15 protein-coding genes are annotated in these 17,832 nt (G+C 72.0%); 8 read left to right on the top strand and 7 right to left on the bottom strand.

Annotation, left to right across the window (positions count from 1 at the left end; genetic code table 11):
• Window position 1: 1 nt before the first annotated feature.
• Window positions 2-1,852 (top strand): ABC transporter ATP-binding protein, encoded by a 1,851-nt coding sequence (locus OG898_RS33450; RefSeq protein WP_266962050.1) that lies wholly within the window; start codon window positions 2-4, stop codon window positions 1,850-1,852.
• A gap of 122 nt (window positions 1,853-1,974) precedes the next feature.
• On the opposite strand, the gene OG898_RS33445 is transcribed toward OG898_RS33450, so the two are convergent.
• On the bottom strand, window positions 1,975-2,742 hold the full coding sequence (locus OG898_RS33445; RefSeq protein ID WP_250741965.1) for a BTAD domain-containing putative transcriptional regulator: 768 nt from the start codon (window positions 2,740-2,742) through the stop codon (window positions 1,975-1,977).
• Window positions 2,743-3,053: 311 nt separating this feature from the next.
• On the opposite strand from OG898_RS33445, the gene OG898_RS33440 reads away from it, so the two are divergent.
• The 5 genes from OG898_RS33440 (at window position 3,054) to OG898_RS33420 (ending at window position 8,523) form a co-directional block, all read left to right on the top strand.
• Window positions 3,054-3,320: a StsA-related sactipeptide RiPP gene (locus OG898_RS33440; protein WP_250741964.1), complete on the top strand. Its 267-nt coding sequence runs from the start codon at window positions 3,054-3,056 to the stop codon at window positions 3,318-3,320.
• Between the two features lie 71 nt (window positions 3,321-3,391).
• Window positions 3,392-4,891, top strand: a complete 1,500-nt coding sequence (gene stsB / locus OG898_RS33435; RefSeq protein WP_266962047.1) for a StsB family radical SAM/SPASM domain sactipeptide maturase — start codon at window positions 3,392-3,394, stop codon at window positions 4,889-4,891.
• The gene (locus OG898_RS33430) at window positions 4,872-5,189 is read left to right on the top strand and encodes a PqqD family protein (protein ID WP_266962045.1); all 318 of its coding nucleotides are present in this window, start codon (window positions 4,872-4,874) and stop codon (window positions 5,187-5,189) included. The genes stsB and OG898_RS33430 overlap by 20 nt, the downstream gene beginning before the upstream one ends.
• On the top strand, window positions 5,186-6,661 hold the full coding sequence (locus tag OG898_RS33425) for an NAD(P)/FAD-dependent oxidoreductase (protein WP_266962043.1): 1,476 nt from the start codon (window positions 5,186-5,188) through the stop codon (window positions 6,659-6,661). Before OG898_RS33430 ends, OG898_RS33425 begins: the two co-directional genes overlap by 4 nt.
• A complete protein-coding gene (locus OG898_RS33420; RefSeq protein ID WP_266962041.1) occupies window positions 6,658-8,523 on the top strand; it encodes a S9 family peptidase in 1,866 nt (621 codons plus the stop codon). The genes OG898_RS33425 and OG898_RS33420 overlap by 4 nt, the downstream gene beginning before the upstream one ends.
• 7 nt (window positions 8,524-8,530) lie before the next feature.
• Here the strand turns inward: OG898_RS33420 and OG898_RS33415 are convergent, their stop codons facing one another.
• The 6 genes from OG898_RS33415 to OG898_RS33390 form a co-directional block, all read right to left on the bottom strand.
• Window positions 8,531-9,814 (bottom strand): helix-turn-helix domain-containing protein, encoded by a 1,284-nt coding sequence (locus OG898_RS33415; protein WP_250741959.1) that lies wholly within the window; start codon window positions 9,812-9,814, stop codon window positions 8,531-8,533.
• An 82-nt stretch (window positions 9,815-9,896) separates the two neighbouring features.
• A complete protein-coding gene (locus OG898_RS33410; RefSeq protein ID WP_266962038.1) occupies window positions 9,897-10,535 on the bottom strand; it encodes a GAF domain-containing protein in 639 nt (212 codons plus the stop codon).
• Entirely contained in the window at window positions 10,532-11,425 is an 894-nt protein-coding gene (locus tag OG898_RS33405; protein WP_266962036.1) for a S8 family serine peptidase, read from the bottom strand. The genes OG898_RS33410 and OG898_RS33405 overlap by 4 nt, the downstream gene beginning before the upstream one ends.
• Complete coding sequence (locus OG898_RS33400; RefSeq protein WP_266962034.1) at window positions 11,416-14,358, bottom strand: adenylate/guanylate cyclase domain-containing protein; 2,943 nt, start codon at window positions 14,356-14,358, stop codon at window positions 11,416-11,418. The genes OG898_RS33405 and OG898_RS33400 overlap by 10 nt, the downstream gene beginning before the upstream one ends.
• Window positions 14,359-14,365: 7 nt before the next feature.
• Window positions 14,366-14,845 (bottom strand): aroma-sacti cluster domain-containing protein, encoded by a 480-nt coding sequence (locus OG898_RS33395; protein ID WP_250741955.1) that lies wholly within the window; start codon window positions 14,843-14,845, stop codon window positions 14,366-14,368.
• A 49-nt stretch (window positions 14,846-14,894) separates the two neighbouring features.
• Window positions 14,895-15,728, bottom strand: coding sequence for a hypothetical protein (locus tag OG898_RS33390; protein ID WP_266962032.1), 834 nt, complete (start codon window positions 15,726-15,728; stop codon window positions 14,895-14,897).
• A gap of 348 nt (window positions 15,729-16,076) precedes the next feature.
• Between OG898_RS33390 and OG898_RS33385 the strand changes: the two genes are divergently transcribed.
• Window positions 16,077-17,018, top strand: a complete 942-nt coding sequence (locus OG898_RS33385; protein ID WP_266962030.1) for an ABC transporter ATP-binding protein — start codon at window positions 16,077-16,079, stop codon at window positions 17,016-17,018.
• Between the two features lie 4 nt (window positions 17,019-17,022).
• A complete protein-coding gene (locus OG898_RS33380) occupies window positions 17,023-17,832 on the top strand; it encodes an ABC transporter permease (protein ID WP_266962028.1) in 810 nt (269 codons plus the stop codon).

The following is a 17,832-nucleotide window of genomic DNA, read 5'->3' as shown; positions in this document are numbered from 1 at the left end:
GATGGGATCGCCCGAATCGCACGGAAGTACGCCGAACACACACCCACCGCGCAGGAGTCCCGTGCTCCTCGCGCTCCGTTACTACGGGCGGGAGTTGGTCCGCCTGCGCCGGCTGACGGCGCCCGCGATGCTGCTCCCGGCGCTGGGCAACATCGGCATCCACTACATCGCACCGCTGGTCGTCGCGAAGCTCGTCGGCCGGATCGCGGGCGGGGAAGAGGGCACGGGGGCCACCGAGGGGGCCCTCGGCTGGGCCATGCCCTACGTCCTCGGGTTCGCCGGGGTCCTGCTGCTCTCGGAGGCGTTCTGGCGCATCGGGCTGCACTGCCTGAACCGCCTCGACGCCCGCGGGATCGAGCAGCTCTACGTCACCGGCATGGACGAACTGTTCGCCAAGGACGCGGCGTTCTTCCACGACAACTTCGCCGGATCCCTCACGAAGAGGGTCCTGAGCTTCGCCTCCCGCTTCGAGGAGTTCGTCGACACGCTGACGTTCTCGGTCATGGGCAGCTTCGTGCCCCTGCTGTTCGCCTCGGTGGTGCTGTGGCAGTACGACCCGCTGCTCGTCGTCGGGCTCCTGGTGATGATCACGATCACGGGGCTGTGCGTGGCGCCCCTGATCCGTCGCCGCCAAGTGCTCGTCGCCCGGCGGGAGGAGGCGATCGCCCGGGTGTCCGGGCACGTGGCGGACAGCCTGATGAACATGGACACGGTCCGGGCGTTCGCCGCCGAATCGCGCGAGGCCGCCGAACACCGCACCCGGGTCGCGGAGTCGAGGAAGCTCACCCTGCGCTCGTGGGACTACGGCAACCTGCGCATCGACACCCTGGTCGCACCCCTGTCCGTGGCGACCAACGTGCTGGGGCTGATGCTCGCCATCGTGCTCGGCGGAGGAGCGCACGGGGTGGAAGCGGTCATCGTCGCCTTCACCTACTACGCCAGCGCGACGCGGATCATGTTCGAGTTCAACCAGATCTACCGCCGTCTGGAGAGCTCGATGACGGAGGCCGCGCAGTTCACCGAACTGCTGCTGACACCGCCGACCGTGCTCGACCCGGTGGAGCCCGAACCGCTGCGGCGTCCGCCGACCGCCGAAGTCCGTTTCGATCGCGTGAGCTTCGGCCACGAGGGCGGGAAGCCGCTCTTCGAGGGCCTGGAGCTGGTCGTGCCCGCGGGGTCCAAGCTCGGTCTCGTCGGCCGGTCCGGCGGGGGCAAGACCACGCTCACCCGGCTGCTGCTGCGGATGACGGACATCGACGCGGGCCGGATCCTGATCGGCGGGCAGGACATCAGCCGGCTGAGCCAGGCCGACCTGCGCAGCCTGATCGCCTACGTCCCCCAGGACCCGGCGATGTTCCACCGCACGCTGCGCGACAACATCGCCTTCGCCCGCCCGGAGGCCACCGAGGCGGAGATCCGCCGCGCGGCCGAGGCGGCGCACGTCACGGAGTTCGCCGACGGGCTGGCGGACGGCTTCGACACCATGGTGGGCGAGCGCGGGGTGAAGCTGTCCGGCGGCCAGCGCCAGCGGGTCGCCCTCGCCCGGGCGATCCTGCGCGACGCGCCGATCCTGCTCCTCGACGAGGCGACCAGCGCCCTGGACTCCGAGAGCGAGATCCTGGTCCAGGACGCGCTGTGGCGGCTGATGGCCGGGCGGACCGCGCTCGTGGTCGCGCACCGGCTGAGCACGGTCGCCACCATGGACCAGCTCGTCGTCCTCGACCGCGGGCGGATCGTCGAGCAGGGCACGCACCACCAGCTGCTCGACGAGGACGGCGCCTACGCCAAGCTGTGGCAGCACCAGTCGGGCGGCTTCATCGACGACACCGCCGAACGGGCCGACCTGCACTGAGGGAGGGGCGGGAGGGCGCCTTCGGACCGGAGGGCGTCGTCGTACCGGAGGGGCCGTCGGACCGGCGGTGGCCGTCGACCCGGCGGTGGCCGTCGTACCGGCTGTGGTACGACGGCCCCCGGTCAGAACTCCGCCGCCAGGGCGAGCTGTCGCTCGCGGTCCTGTCTGAGCAGTTGTGGGATGGCGCCGCTCGGCGCCACGCCCAGCTCCGCGGAGAGCAGCTCCTGATAGCCGCGGTAGCGGCGGTGCGCGTCGGCCACCTCGCCGACGAACAGGCACGACTGCACGGCGATCCGCCGGGGTGCCTCCCGCAGCGGGTCGGCCTGGGTCGCGGCGTCGGCCAGTTCGAGCACCGCGGCGTGCTGCCGGCGCTGGAGGAACCGCTCGGCGAGGCGCTCCAGGGTCTGGACGCGCTGGACCTTCCACTTCTCCTGGAACGGTACGAGCCAGTCGTCGTCCCAGTCGTTCAGCAGCGGGTGGCGCAGTACGCTCCACGCCTGCGGCAGACGGTCCTCGCCCGCCATCGCCGTCGCCGCGGCCGCCCCGACCGCACCGCTCTCCGCCGCGATCAGCCTCGCCGCCGCCCGGTAGTCCACCTCGACGTGATCGGCGAGGGCGACGGTGGTGTGCGAGACCCTCAGCAGGCCCCCGTCCGTGGCTTGATTCAGCCGCCACAAGGTCTGGCGCAACCGGGCACCCGCCCGGTCGGGCGGGGCATCGGGCCACAGCCGGGCGGCCAGCTCACCGCGCCGGAGCGGGCGGTCGCCGAGCACCAGGGCGGCGACGAGCCGTTGCTGGATGTCGCTGAGATCGGTGATCCGCTGGTCGGTGCGGCAGACGAAGCCTGGCAACAGCGATATGTGCACGATGCCTAAGCCGGTGGGGTTCATCGCACCTCTCGGGTCGTCCGACGGGCCGCCGGCCGCCGGGTGGGCGCTCCATTGATCCCGATTTCCACGTTCGCTTCACATGAGCTTCACAACGGCTGTGGTATGAGCGTGAGGCACGGTCTGGAGATCGTCAACACCCGTGCGCGGCGCGTTCCAGCCGTCCCGATGCGCTGTCGGAAGACGCTCGCCCGCGTTGCGTATGTCCCCTTCGTCGCTCCCGCACAACCCACATTCGTGGGGTTGTTTCACGGGTCCGCCGCGCGCAGTCTCGGTTGCGTCCCCGATCGAACGCGACAGCGAAAGGTGGAAGCATGACCTTCAACGCCCTGGAGTCCCTGCGTGCGGCCGGCGTCATCGGAGGCACGATGGCGCCCGCCCTCGAAGAGTTCTACGCCAGCCTGACTCCCGAGGAGACCAAGGTCCTCATCTCGACGAAGACCCGCCTCGCGGCGATCCTGCCCGACGTGGTGGCGCACTCCCAGGACTGGACCTCCCCGGAGGCCACGAAGGAGGGCTTCGACGCCGCGATGCTCTGTGCCTGCGGTCTCTGGTCGGGATCGGGCCAGGCCGAGAACTGACCGTTCCACAGGCGGGGTCCGGCGGCTACTCGCGTCGGGCCGCGCCTGTGTCAGCCCAGAGAGGAGGCGGGATGCGCGGAAACCTGGTTCGGAACCTGTCGTTGTTCGAGGTGCCCAACGACCTGACGTACTTCGTGCACGGTGAGGACCACCTCGTGGTCAACCCGGAGGTGGCCGCCCGGTGCGTCCTCTCCGGACGTGAGTTTCAAGTCCTCGAAACCCTGGCGTCCGCCCGGGCCCGGGGGGAACAGCCGGGGCTGGAGCAGAACGACGCGACGGAACGCGTCCTCGCCAAGCTCATCCTGAACTGGATCGTGTACTTCAACGGCAACAAGCCCAAGGTCAGGCTGAGCGAACCGCCCCTGGGCGTCGCGTACTATGCCATCACCGACGGCTGCAACCTCCGCTGTCCCTACTGTTACGCCTCCTCCGAGAAGTGCCTTCCGGGCGAGCTCGACACCGCCGAATCCCTGGACCTGGTCTCGCAGATCGCCGACTTCGGCGCCGGGACCATCATCTTCACCGGCGGCGAGCCGATGCTCCGCAAGGACCTCTTCCAGATCGTCGAGCACGCGAAGAACAGCGGCCTGAAGGTCAACATCATCACCAACGCGACGATGATCCGGACCGAGGAGAAGGCCAAGCGCTTCGCCGAGCTCTTCGACGCCGTCACCGTGAGCCTCGACGGAGGGACGGCCGAGACCCACGACCGCACCCGCGGCAAGGGCGCGTTCGCCAAGACCCACCGGGCGATCCAGCTCCTCAACGCCGCCGGCGTGGCGCCGGCCATCAACCACATCGTCACCTCGGACAACGTCCACGAGCTGGAGGACTTCGCCTCCTTCCTCGACGGGATCGAGATCCACAGCGTCCGCCTGATGAACCACAACGACCTCGGCCGGGGCGTCGGCGACGACTACGACTTCGGCTGGCAGGACCACCTGAAGGTGCAGCAGCTCGTCTGGACCTCGCCGGTCGCCGGCAAGCTCAAGCCGGACGGGCCGAGGCCCGTCACCGCGTGCTCGGTCAAGGGCAACTGCGGCATGGGCGGCAACGAGATCTACGTCAACTCCCTCGGCGACGTCTACCCGTGCAAACTCATCACGGGCAAGGGGGAGTTCGCCGGGAACATCCGGAAGCAGCGGCTGTCGGAGATCTTCGCCAGCCCGATCCTGACCTCGATGCGGCAGAGCACCGTGTACGGCGGGGAGTTCCACGCCGACTGCGAGAAGTGCTACATCAAGGCGAGCTGCGGCGGCGGCTGCCGGGCCGCGCACATGTCGGAGTCCGGTGACCTGCGGCGCAACAGCCGCCACCTGTGCCGGATCCTGCGGCACGGAGTCACCACCCAGCTGTGGCAGGAGACCGGGGTGACCCGCGCCGAACTCGCCCTGGGTGGCGAGGAGATGACCGTCCCGCGGCTGGTCGCCAGCGGGGAGGTGCACGAGGCCCACGAGCAGTGGAAGACCTGGGTCCGCCCGGCGGAGCCCGTGCCCGCGATCAAGGTGGGCGAACTGATTCCGATCATGCCGGTGAACAGGAGGCTGGGAGATGTCCCTGCACATCAGTGACGCGGTGATCTGGCAGGAGAGCGGGGACGGCATCTCGCTCTACCACAGCGAGTCCGGCGACTTCCGTACCCTGAATTCGACGGCCGCCCAGATCTGGGCGCTCGTGGAGAGCGACGGGGACCGCGAGACGGTCGTCAACAACCTGTCGCTGCTGTTCGCCGGGCACAACCCCGTGATGACGGCCCGCATCCGCGCGGAAGTGGACGCCTTCATCGGCTCCATGATCGAAGCCGACCTCATGGAGGAGACGGAATCCGGCACGCAGGCCACACGGAGCGAGCCGGCCGCGCGGTCATGACCAAGGCCGTCGTCCTCGGCGGGGGCTTCGCGGGCGTGCTGGTGGCCCGGGTGCTCTCCCGGCACGTCGACGAGGTCACCGTCGTCGAGGGCGGCCGGTACCCGGCCGGCCCGGGCGTCCGCCCGGGGCTGCCGCAGGCCTTCCACAGCCACGTGCTGGTGACCGCCGGCGCCCAGGCCCTGGACACCCTGCTCCCGGGAACGCTGGAGGCGCTCCTCGCCCGGGGAGCGCACCGCCGGGGCCTGCCGGACGGCGCGCTGATCCTGAGCGCGGACGGCTGGTTCCGCCGTCACGAGACCGGGGCCTTCATGGTCTCGTGCAGCCGCTGGCTGATGGACCACGTCATCCGGCAGCGGGCCCTGGCCGGCGGGGCGGTCACCGTACGGGAGCGCACCCGGGTCCTGGGGCTCGTGGGGGACGCATCGCGCGTGACCGGTGTCCGGGTCACGGGCGAGGACGGCTCCGAGGCGACCCTGCGCGCCGACCTCGTGGTGGACGCGACGGGCCGGCGCTCGCGGGCCGGGCGCTGGCTGACCGGGATCGGCGGACCCGGCGTGGAGGAGGAGGTGGTCGACCCGGGACTGGCGTACTCCACCAGGATCTACCGGGCGCCCCCCGGCCTCGCCGCCGACCTCCCGGCGATCATGCTGCACCCGCGCCCTTCGAGCGGCCGTCCGGGGTACGGGGCCACGCTGTTCCCCATCGAGGGCAGACGCTGGATCTTCACCCTGACCGGCACGCGCGCCGCCAGACCGCCGGTGGACGAGCCGGGATTCACGGACGGCGCGCGCTCGCTGCGCTCGCCGATCGTGGCGGAGCTGCTGGCGGCGGCCGAACCCCTGGGCGGCGTAAGGCCGTTCCGCGCCACCGCGAACCGCCGGAGGTACTTCGAGCGGCTGCCCCTGCCCGACGGGTTCCTGGTCATCGGCGACGCGCTGACGGCGGTGAACCCCGTGTACTCGCACGGGATGTCCGTCGCGCTGCTCGGCGCCCTGCGGCTGGACCGGGAGCTGGCGGAGCGCGGCGCCCGGCCCTCGGCGCTGCCCGCCGTCCAGGCGGCGGTGGCGGAAGCGGCCGCCGAGTCCTGGAGGATGGCGACCGAACAGGACCGGGTACGGGCCTTCGCGGAGGGTTCCGCATCCGCCGGGGGCTCCGGATCCGCCGAGGGCTCCGGCTCGGGCTCGGGCTCGGGCTCGGGCTCCGGCTCCGTGGAGGGCTCCGGCTCCGCAGCCGGGCAGCGGATGCGGGCCCGGGTGTCCCAAGCAGTGCTCAGCAGCCCGGTGTTGATGACCCGGCTGTTCCGCGCCCAGACGCTGGTCCCCTCCGGGGCGCCTCTCCCGAGGCCCTCCGCCGGCCGCTCCGCGGCCCCGCCGCTCGACACCGACGAGGCGGTCGCGCAGTTCCCCGGGCTCCGCGACTGGTGGTTCTCGGAGCGCGGCCCCCGCCAACCCACCCCGGGAAGGGAACCGTGACCACCGAAGCCGTACCGCTGATCCCGCACTCCGTCCTGTTCGGCAACCCGTCGTACCTCGTGCCCGAGATCTCGCCGGACGGGACCCGGCTCGTCTACCTGGCCCCGGACGACGGCGTGCTGAACGTCTGGACGGCGCCCGTGGACCGGCCCGAGGAGGCGAGGCCCGTCACGCACGACCGGGGCCGCGGCATCCGGACGTACGGCCTGTGCCACGACGACCGGACCCTCTTCTACCTGCGCGACCGGGACGGCGACGAGAGCTGGCGGGTCCACCTCGTCGACCTGGTCACCGGCCGGGAGCGCTGCGCCACGCCCTTCGACGGCGTCCAGGCACGGGTGCTGGCGCACAACCGGTGGCACCCGACGACCCTGCTGATCGGGCTGAACAAGGACCGGCCGGGGCTGCACGACGTCTACGTCCTCGACCTGGAGACGGACCGGCTCACCAAGGTCGCGGAGAACCCCGGGTACGTGAGCTGGATCGTCGACACCGACCTGCGGGTGCGCGGCGGCACGGTGATGAAGCCCGACGGCGGCCTGTCGGTGTTCCTCGACCCGCCGCAGGGCCCGGGGGCTCCGGGCGGCCCGGACGGCGCCACGCCCTGGCTCGACGTGCCGTACGAGGACGCCATCGGGACGCGCGTCGTCGGCTTCTCGCGCGACGGCGCCACCTGCCACCTCCTGTCCTCCATCGGGGCCAACGCCGGCCGCCTGTTCGCCGTCGATCTCGCGACCGGGCGGCGGACGCTGCTCGCCGAGGATCCGGTGTACGACGTCAAGCAGGTCGAGTTCGATCCGCTGACCCGCCGGCCCCAGGCGGTGCTGTTCGCGAAGGACCGCGACGAATGGGTCTTCCTCGACGAGGAGTTCGGCAAGGACCTCGGGCGGATCCGCGGCGAGCTCGCGCTCCTGTCGGTCGACGGCGAGGTCTACCTGGACCGCACTGACCGCGGCGACCGGCTGTGGACGGTCTCCGTGGTGACCGGAGCCGGTCCCGTCCTCTACTACGTCTACGACCGCCTGGCCGGCGCGCTCCGCTACCTCTTCAGCCACCAGCGGGAGCTGGAGGCGTACACGCTGGCCAGGATGGAACCCTTCGCGTTCGCCGCGCGCGACGGGGTCACCGTCCACGGTTACGTCACCTGGCCGCCCGGCGCCGAACGCACGGGCCTGCCCGCGGTGGTGAACGTCCACGGCGGGCCCTGGGCCCGTCACACCTTCGCGTTCGACGAAGAGGCGCAGCTCCTGGCCAACCGCGGCTACGCCTGCATCCAGGTCAACTTCCGCGGTTCGACGGGATACGGCAAGCGGTTCCGCAACCTGGGTGCCAAGCAATGGGGCGCCGCGATGCAGACCGACCTGCTCGACGCGGTCGCCCACCTCGTCGAGGGCGGCGGGATCGACCCCGCGCGCATCGCGATCATGGGCTGCTCGTACGGGGGTTACGCGGCGCTGGTCGGCGCGGCGTTCACCCCGGAGGTGTTCACCTGCGCGATAGACCTCTGCGGTCCGTCGAACCTGCTCACGCTGCTGGCGGCCGGAGCGCCCTACCGCACCGCACTGCGCTCGTTCATGCACGCCCAGGTAGGGGACCCGGAAACGGACCGCGTCATGCTGTGGGAACGCTCTCCGCTCTCGCGGGTCGACGCGATCCGCATCCCCGTCCTGGTCGTCCAGGGCGCCAACGACGTCCGCGTGCCGCAGGCGGAGGCCGAGCAGATCGTCGCGGCACTGGCGGCCAAGGAACTTCCGCACGAGTACCTGCTGTTCCCCGACGAGGGCCACGGTCTGGCCCGGCCCGCCAACCGGCAGGCCTACTACGCCGCGGTCGAGCGGTTCCTCGCGGAGCACCTGGGCTGAATCCGCGTCAGGCCAGGACCGCCCGCACCAGGTTCGGCAGGTGCAGGCGGGTCTCCGCCTCCTCGTGCGCGGCCCGCACGAACCCTCCGCCCGTCAGCGCACCCAGTCCGTCCACCACCCGGGTCAGCGGCCGGTCCAGGAACTCGGCGGCCTCGCAGACGGTCAACGCCTTGTCAAAACAGGCCAGTTCGCCGAGGAGCGCGCGGGGTCCCGGGTCCAGCCGCTCGACCCCGGTCCGGATCGGCCGGCCGATCGTCCCGGGAACACCGGCGGGCCGGGTGGCCGCCGGGAGTTCGAGCAGCTGGGCCGCGGGCATGTCCGCGAGCCGGTGCAGGCTCAGTACCCCGCACCCCGCGGCGGCCGCTTCCAGCGCGGCCGGCAGACCGTCCAGGGACCGGCACAGCCGGACCGCGGCCCCCGCGTCCGCCCGGCCGAGCACGAATCCCGGCCGGACCTCCGAGAGCCGGTCCACGAGCAGCCGCACCGACGGAACGGCGGCCAGGACGTCCAGGGAGCCGGCCGCCTCCCAGTCCGGCCCGGGGACCGTCAGCGGCGCGAGCACCGTCCCCTGGATGCCGGCCAGGTTCCACGGCGCCCGTGACGTACTGATCACCCGGATGCCCGGACAGTACGCCAACAGCTCCTCCACGCCGACCGGTTCCCGGGCGTCGGCGACCCCGTCGAGCACGACGAGTACTTCGTGCCGGCCGATGAGCCGGCAGACCGCGGACACGTCCTGCGCACCCGATTCGACGAGCAGGCGCAAGGACCGCAGCAAGGGGCCGAAGGCCGTGCCGAGACCGTCGGGGGCCGCCGTCCCGGACCCGATCCACAGCACGGGCCAGCCGCGCCGGGAGCTCAGCCGCGCCGCCGTCTCCGCGGCCACCCGCGACTTCCCCACGCCCGCCAGTCCCGAGAGGGAGATCATCCGGCGGTGGTCCGACTCCAGGGCGCCCACCATCGCCCGGACCTCTACGTCCCGCCCGATGAGGGCGTTGACGGACCGTGGCACCGCAAGGCAGGGATCGGCTCCGGCCGGAGCCGGCCCCCCGCTGCCCAGGCCCGCGCCGACGAAGAGCTCCCGCGCCAGGCCCTCCAGCCCCAACGCGTCGGCGAGCAGCCGGACGGTCTGCATCCGCGCGTTCACCCGGCCCGACTCCAGGGCCCGGATCGTGCGCGGGCTGATCGTCGACAGGTCGGCCAGCGTCCGCTGGGTGAGCCCGGCCTGCACGCGCTTGAAGCGGAGCAGTTCGGGAAACGACGGAGCCTGGGCCTCGGCAGGGTGGACCATAGGCCAGGAGGGTAGGAGGGGCCCGTTCCGTACGCGTCTCCGCGGCGTCCCCGGCACGTCTGCGCTCCGTCTCCGTCGGCCGTCAGACCACCTTCGAACCGGGGTGCGAACCCCGGTCCAGCAGATCCAGCGAGAGGGTCAGCAACGAGACGGCCAAGGGATCGGACGCGTCCATCACCGCGTGCTGGGACAGCCGGGCCAGCAGCTCTCCCATGCGCGGCGCCGCGTCCGCGGCCTGCTCGCTGCGGCGCAGCAGCGCGAGGCTCAGGGCGGCCTGCGTGGCGAGCAGGCCCAGCAGCTCGATGTCGTCGAGTTCCCGGCCCGGGGCGTTCGCATCGTGGACGTGGCGGTCCAGCACCTCGATCACGCCGATGCACTCCCCGTCCGCGATCAGCGGGGCGGCCATGATGCTCGCGGGAACGTATCCGGTGGACGCCGCGGCGTCGCGGGCGAACCGGTCGGTCGCGCCCACGTCGTCCGTGATCAGCGGCTGCCCGCTGGCCGCCACCCAGCCGGCGATGCCGGTGCCGGGCTCGAACCGCCTGCCGACCAGGCCCTGTTCGCCCTCGCCGGCCACCGCCGCGAAGATCAGCTCACCGGTGTCGGGGCTCACCATGAAGACCGAGGACGCGGCGGCCCCGTAGATGTAGCGGGCCACCGTGACGACAGACTGCAGGAGCTGACGTTCGGTGGCCATCAGATCGTGTGGCCAGGGTTTCATTCTTCTCCGCCTCCTTCTCCTCGGACCGGAACGTCGGGGATCGATACGTTCGCCGCGCAGTGGTACAGGACGCTCTTGAGCTGGAACGGCGTGAGCCACGGGTGCTTGCTCAGGACGAGAGCGGCGATCCCGGCCATGTGCGGCGCCGCGAAGCTGTTGCCGGTGTTGCGGACCGTGCCGCCGCCCAGGCTCGCCACCGGTACGCGCACCCCCCGGGCCCGGAACTCGACCGGGGGAGCGGCGTTGTAGTAGAAGCGCATGCCGTCCGGCTCGGCATGGCTGGCGACGGAAATCACCGAGGCGAAGTTCCAAGGGAAGCTCTCGATGGGCAGATTGTGCGCGGCAGCCACGACCGCGGTACGGCGGAAGTAGGCCCGGTCGCACAACTCGCCCAACCGGTCGCGGAATTCGACCCTGGTCGTCGACAGGCTCATGCTGATGACGTCGAACCCCTCCTCGATCGCGAAGGCGAGCCCGGCGATCAGCGCGGAGGCGCTGCCGGCCCTCCCGTCGCCGAGCACCTTGAGCGAACTGAGCGACACCCGGGGCGCGATGGAGCGGATGATCCCCGCGCAGGCGGTCCCGTGCCCGGCGCTGTCGAGCGGCTCGCACTCCTCCACGCGCGGAGCCCGGCCCTCGGCGCTCACCACCTGCCAGGCCCGCTCGACCGTGCCGACCAGCGGATGCCCGGCCTGGACACCGCTGTCGAGCACGCAGACCCGTACGCCCTCGCCGTCGGCGCCCTCCCACGCCCAGCGGGGGCCGATCCCCTCGAACAGGGCCGTCGGCAGGGTCTCGCCGGGGTCCCCGCCGGCCGGCATGCTCCACGCGGGCATCCCCGACGCGTGCGGCCGCCGCTCGCGCCGCCAGGGCGCGCCGTTCAGATCCATGCCCGTACCGCCTCCAGCGGCTTCACCGCGCCGACGGCCGCGTAGCTCTCGGCGGCCAGCCCGGCCATGGTGCGGGCCTCGGCCCCCTCGCCCAGGCACCGGTGGGCCCGGGCCAGGTCGAAGCAGACCTCGCCCCGCAGGCACGGGTCGTCGAGGTTCCGGAGCAGCCGCAGCACCTCGGCACGCATCGGCTCGGCGCGGCCCTGCGCAGCGGCGCCCAGCACGGCCGCCGTCAGGCACAGGATCCGCCCCCGGACGTCCATCTCCTCGCGCCGCACGAGCAGGTCCGCGATCCGGCGGGCCGCCTCGTCCGGCCGGTCCCGGCGGGCGCACTCGCGGGCCGCCTGCACCCGCATGGTCAGCGCGACCGGGACGTAGCCGGCCTGTTCGAGAGCGTCCGCCGCGCGGCCGAAGCGCCGCTCCGCCTCCGCGTGCTCACCGTCCAGCGACGCGGCCAGCGCGGCCACCTGGTCCACCAGGACCCGCCCCAGGGTCAGCCGGAGCTGTACGACGACGGACTCGGCCTCGGTCAGCGCCGAACGCGCACCGCTGCGGTCCCCGGTCAGCGCCAGGCAGCGCGCGCGGGCGGCCAGCGCGGGCAGGGCCAGGAACCGGTCGGCGGCGAACCGCTCCAGCAGCTCCGCGCATCCCGCGAGCTTCTGCGCCATCGGACTCGGCGACCACTGCCGGATCTCGCACAGCGCCACCAGCAGCCGGTCCTCCTCGTACGCGTCGCCGACGCCGCGGGCATGGTCGAGCGCGGCGCAGGCCGCCTCCTCGGCCGCCCCGAACCGGCCGCCGTCCAAGTGGATCAGCATCAGCAGCTGCTCGAACCGGCACCGGGCGGACCGGTCGGGCTCCTCGCCGTCGAGTCCGTCGAGCGCGGCCCGCAGCCCCGCCACGTCGGCCGCCGTGACCTTGCCGAGCCGGGCGGCCAGCAGGAGCCGCTGTACCCGTATCAGCGCGGGGGGCGACGTGGCGCGCCACGGGCCCTCCTCCGCCACCTCCAGCGCACCCCGGGTGTCCCCGGACAGCATGAGGGCGTCGCTCAGCCGGACGGCCGCGACCGACCGGCACCGGTCCGGCCCGCCCCGCGCCAGTACGAGCGCCCGTCCGAGCAGTCCGATCGCCGTCGGCACGTCACGCTGCCGCAGCGCCACGGTGCCCTCACCGAGCAGGGCCCCGGCCGCCTGCCGCGCCAGCTCCGGCAGCTCCGCATCGTCCGGGCGCAGCCCTCCGAGGAGCCGGGTGGCGGCTTCGAGGTGGAAGCCGGGGCTGAAACCGTGCTCGGCCAGCCGCCGGTGCCAGGAGACGCGCTGCTCCTTCTCCAGCCTGCCGTACGCCACTTCGTGCACCGGCTGCTGGACGAAGCGGTAGCCCCCCTCTTCCTCCGTGGCCCGGAACAGCCGCCGGCCGGCGAGCTCCGCGACCGCCGCCTCCGGAGCCGGCTCGCCCAGCAGTGCGAGCTGCTCCAGGGTGAACGAGGGCCCGATCACCGAAGCGGCGCCCAGCAGCCGCCGGCCCGGCGCGGGCAGCCGGTCGATCATCGCCCCCACCATGGCCGTGATGCTCGGCGGCACCTCGTCGACGGTCCGGCCGTTCCTCAGCCAGTCCATCATCAGCCGGATGTACAGCGGGTTGCCCGCACTGTAGAGGGCGACCCGGTCGACCTGTTCGGCCAGGTCGAGCCCGTGCAGTTCCACCTCGTCGCCGCTCCCGCGCCCGGCCAGCGAGAACGCCAGCCGCGCACTGTCGGCCGGGACCAGCGCCCCGACCTCGATCACGTCCGCCTCCTGCGACGCGTCCCGGCCCGCCGGCTCCGGTCTGGACACGCACACCATCAGCAGCGGGAGGTCCCGCAGGCCGTCCATCAGCTCGCCGATGAGCCGCAGGAGCGACTGCCCGGCCCACGCGAGGTTGTCCCACACCACGACGAGCGGGTCGCCGGCCGCCGCGGTCAGCAGCTCCCGGGTCGCCCAGGACACCTCCTCCACGCCCGGGCCCGGAACGGCTCCGACCCGCCGGGGGAGCGAGGCGTCGCGCAGCGCCGCGAGCACTGCGGCGATCCGCTCGTCCGCCCGCAGCAGCTCCGCGCAGGACGGCGCCCGCCGGGTCAGTGCGTCCAGCATTTCGACGAGCGCCCCGTAGTTCCCGGCCGTTCCGTAGGACTGGCAGTTGCCGAACACCGCGACGGGCCGCGCCCCGGCCGCGACGAGGTCGTCCACGGCCTCCCGGACCAGCCGGGTCTTGCCGATACCGGGGGGTCCGAGCACCGTCACCAGTTCCGCGCGCCGCTCCCGGGCCACCCGGTGGTAGATCCGGCGCAGCCGGTGGCGTTCGGCACCGCGGTCCACCATGAGGGAGTCCTCGCCGGCCCCGCCGTCGGCCGCCTCACCGGTGACCAGCAGCACGGGCACCGGCTCGGCCTTGCCCTTCAGGGCCACCGGAGGCATCGGGACCATCGCGTAGTGCGGACGGGCCAGGTGCGCCACGGTCTCGTTCACGATGATCTCCCCGGCGACCGCCAGCGACTGGAGCCGTGCGGCGAGGTTGACCACGTCGCCGACGACCCGGATGCCGGCCCGGGCCGAACGCGTCACCAGCGCCTCACCGGCCGCGATCCCGCAATGGACCTCGACCGGGGCGGCGTCGGTGGCGGGCGTGCGCAGGTCACGGACCTCGGCGCGGATCCGCATCGCCGTGCGCAGCGCCCGCGGAGCGTCGTCCTCCTGGGAGGTGTCGGCTCCGAAGACCGCCATGACGGCGTCGCCGATGAACTTCTCGACGACCCCGCCGTGCTCCTCCACCGCGGCCGAGCAGATCTCGTAGTACTCGTCGAGCAGCCGTTGCAGCGGCTCCGGGTCCACGCGCTCGGCGAGCCGGGTCCACCCGACCAGATCGAGGAAGAGAACGACCACCAGTCTCCGGCTCATGCCGCGCTCAGAGCAGCTTCAGGTCGTGCGCCCACACCTCGGCATCCGCACCGGAATCCGCCTCGACCAGCCGCAGCTGCACCGATACGACGACCGACGTCTCCTCCTCGGTCAGGCCCGCCAGCACCTCGCGCTGCGCGGAGCTCAACTGGTCGACCGGAAGCCCGGCCTCGCGCAGAGCGGTCAGAGGGTCGAACACGTCACCCACCCCTTTCACGGGGCCGCACGGCGGCGGCCAGACATCGATCGGCAGGAGCCGGTGGACGTAGCAGTAGGCCACCAGCTCAGCTCTGTTCCTGCAGTTGAACCTGTCGAGCAGGACACTGATCTCCTCGCCCACCGTGTGCCTGCTCAGGCGCAGCGCACGGGCCACGCGGTCGGTCGTATGACCCCGCGCCACCAGGGCCACGAGCACCAGGCCCCGGCTGGAGATCTCGGCACCCCGTATCGCCGTACCCCGTATCGCCGTCACCGGCGAGAGCTCCACGACGCTCTCCTCACGACGCTCTCCTCACGACGCCTCACGACGCTCTCCCTCAGGACGTACTGCGTACGAACAACGCGCGGACCATGACGGCGGCCATGAACGAGACGCCGTGCCAGCGCGCCTTGCGTTCGAACCAGAGCCAGTCCCCGTCCGGGTTGGCCTCCAGGAACACCGCCTCCCCGGTGTCGGACACGAGCAGGTCGAACGCCCCGTAGCGCAGGTTCCAGGCGGTGCACAGGGTGCGCACCGCCTCGGCCGCCGGGGGCGGGCAGTCGACGCGCGTCACGGTGACGCTGTCGGGATCCGTCATGGGGCTCGACGGACCGGGCTTGTGGACCTCGAAGGCGCAGATCCCGCCGTCGAGGTGATAGACGCGCAGCTCGCGCGCGTGCGGCACGTACTCCTGGACCACGACCGGGCGCTCTCCCGCGACGCCCGGGGCCGGTCCGGGGCCCTGTTCCACCGCCTCCCGGCCCACGACCGAGGGCAGGACGGCCTTCCAGTTGCGCCGGTCCGGCTCGAACAGCCGGAAGTCCGGAGTCTTGACCACGAGGGTCGGCGCCCCCACCGCGCGCGCCCCCGCCGGCACGTCGTTGGTGACGACCGTACGGGGCGTGCGCACGCCCAGCCGGCGCGCCTGCGCCAGCTGGCCCGGCCCGACGACCGTGCCGCCGGGCAGTGCGGCGTCCGCCGTGGCTGCCACCTGCCGGAGGAACCCGGACCAGGACTCGGCCCGCAGCGGATTCATCGAACCGGCGGGCTTCGTCTGCGCCATCAGTGCGCAGGCCGAACCGTGCCGTACCCACACCACGGCCGGTCTGACCCGGCGCCCGGCCACCTCCAGCAGGCCGGAGTCCACGTCCAGAGCCAGGGGCGTCGACATGAGTTCTTCCTGCCGGATCAGTATCGCCGGAGTTTCCAGAGGACCCGTCAAAGCATCGCGAACGACCTCCAATTCACGACCGCCCGCGCAATTCACCAGAACCACAACGGATTGGCCGTCACGGTATTCCGCCTGTCCTGAACGGCTCATCTGCGCATGCTAGCCAACGGGAACGGCACGGGAGGCGGCAGAACGGAGGCAGTTCCCAGGCAGCTTGGGCACTGGGGTCGCTTCCGTGCCGTCCCGCGGGCGTAACGTCCAGCCGCAGCAACTCGACCGGCCGAGCCGGAGAACACCGAACCGGAGAAACACCAAGAGAAACATCGATCACATTGTGGAGGGCGGACCGTGGCGAATGGTGTGGTGAACGCCGAGGAACTGACCAAGCGTTATCGCGGGAAAGAGACGCCGGCAGTCGACCGAATCTCATTCGACATAGCCAAAGGCGAGACCATCGGGCTGCTGGGACCCAACGGTGCCGGAAAGACCACCCTGATGAAGATGATCTGCGGCGTCACCCCGCCCACCACCGGGCGGATCCGGGTGTTCGGCGTGGACCCGGCCCGCGACCCGGTCGCCGCCAAGACCGGCATCGGCGCGATGCACCAGTCCGCCCCCTACGACGAGATGCTCTCGGCCCTGGACAACCTGCTGATCGCCACCCGCTTCAAGGGCCTGTCCTGGCGCACCACCCGCCCCTGGGCGATGGAGGTGGCCGAGTACCTCGGCCTGGCCGACCACCTGTCCCGGCTCGTCTTCCAGCTCTCCGGCGGACAGCGTCAGCGGCTGCAGCTCGTACGGGCCCTGCTGACCATCCCCGAACTCCTCATCCTCGACGAGCCCTCGGCCGGGCTGGACGTGGCCGGCCGGCACCAGATCGAGCGCTTCGTCCGGTGGCTGCGCGAGGAGTACGGCATGACCGTGATCTGGACCAGCCACATCATCCAGGAACTGGAGCGCAACGCCCAGCGGGTCCTGGTCATCAACCAGGGCAAGGTGGTTCGCTTCGCCCAACCGAGCGAGCTCGTCGAGGAGTTCGGCGGAGCGCACCTGCTCGTCAGCGTCGACGACGTGGTCGGCGCCAAGGTCGTCAAGGAGTGGGCGGCCACGGCCGGACTGGCCGCGACGGTCCAGGACGCCGAGGTGCGCATCGAGAACGCGCAGGTCCGGGACGTGCTGCCGCAACTGTCCCGGCACTGCCACGACTCCGGGGTCGCGATCTCCGGAATCTCCACCGTCACCGACTCGCTGGAGCAGGTCTTCCTGCGCATGACCGGGAACGAGGGCTGACACCGTGGCCGACCTGGGATTCAAGACCACCGCACCGGTCGCGTCGGGCAAGCCGGCGGACTTCACCGCCGTGTTCTACCGCGAGTACGCGCTCCTCGCCCGCAACAGGGTCAACCTGATCCTCGGCCTGACCCCCATGCTCGTGTACCTGCTCCTGGTGAACACCTCGCTGGGCAACGTCGTCGGGAACATCACCTACCGCGGCGAGACCCTCCCCTTCGCCGTCTTCCTCCTCCCCATGGTGCTGGCCATGTCGGTGGTCAGCGCCTCCGGCACGACGGGCATGGCGATGTTCCAGGAGGAGATGAGCGGGGTGTCGACCCAGCTCTGGAGCTGGCCGCTGCGCCGCTCGCGCTTCCTGGCCGGCAAGCTGCTGGCCGGGGTCTCGCTCGTGCTGGCCCAGAGCCTGCTGGCCCTGGCCGTCGCCGCGATCATCTTCGACTACCCGTTCCACGCGTCCCACTGGATCTGGCTGCTGCTGGCCCTGGTGCTCTCGTCGGTGGCGTTCAACGGGCTGTACCTCGCGGCGGCCGTCCTCATCAGCGACTACCGCACCTTCATGGTGCTCACCAGCGTGTCGGTGCCCGTCCTCGTCTTCGCCGCGCCGTCGCTGTCCACCTCCCAGCAGCTTCCCACCGTGCTGCGGTGGATCTCGACCGTGAACCCGGTGTCGTACGCCGTCACCGGGATGCGCGACGCCGCGATCTTCGGCCTGGGCAAGGCCTGGCCCTCCCTGGTGGTGCTCGCCGTCGTCGCGATCGTCGCCAACTTCGTCGCCGGCCGGGCGCTGTTGCGGCGCACCCGGAACCTCTGA

This window comes from Streptomyces sp. NBC_00193 (assembly GCF_026342735.1).
GTDB classification, from domain to species: domain Bacteria; phylum Actinomycetota; class Actinomycetes; order Streptomycetales; family Streptomycetaceae; genus Streptomyces; species Streptomyces stoeckheimensis.
This window is presented reverse-complemented; position numbering and strand designations above follow the sequence as displayed.

Coding starts and splice junctions, on each gene's coding strand:
- OG898_RS33450 (WP_266962050.1), top strand. CDS start 2: ATGGGATCGCCCGAATCGCACGGAAGTACGCCGAACACACACCCACCG.
- OG898_RS33445 (WP_250741965.1), bottom strand. CDS start 2,742: ATGAACCCCACCGGCTTAGGCATCGTGCACATATCGCTGTTGCCAGGC.
- OG898_RS33440 (WP_250741964.1), top strand. CDS start 3,054: ATGACCTTCAACGCCCTGGAGTCCCTGCGTGCGGCCGGCGTCATCGGA.
- stsB (WP_266962047.1), top strand. CDS start 3,392: ATGCGCGGAAACCTGGTTCGGAACCTGTCGTTGTTCGAGGTGCCCAAC.
- OG898_RS33430 (WP_266962045.1), top strand. CDS start 4,872: ATGTCCCTGCACATCAGTGACGCGGTGATCTGGCAGGAGAGCGGGGAC.
- OG898_RS33425 (WP_266962043.1), top strand. CDS start 5,186: ATGACCAAGGCCGTCGTCCTCGGCGGGGGCTTCGCGGGCGTGCTGGTG.
- OG898_RS33415 (WP_250741959.1), bottom strand. CDS start 9,814: ATGGTCCACCCTGCCGAGGCCCAGGCTCCGTCGTTTCCCGAACTGCTC.
- OG898_RS33410 (WP_266962038.1), bottom strand. CDS start 10,535: ATGAAACCCTGGCCACACGATCTGATGGCCACCGAACGTCAGCTCCTG.
- OG898_RS33405 (WP_266962036.1), bottom strand. CDS start 11,425: ATGGATCTGAACGGCGCGCCCTGGCGGCGCGAGCGGCGGCCGCACGCG.
- OG898_RS33400 (WP_266962034.1), bottom strand. CDS start 14,358: ATGAGCCGGAGACTGGTGGTCGTTCTCTTCCTCGATCTGGTCGGGTGG.
- OG898_RS33390 (WP_266962032.1), bottom strand. CDS start 15,728: ATGTCGACGCCCCTGGCTCTGGACGTGGACTCCGGCCTGCTGGAGGTG.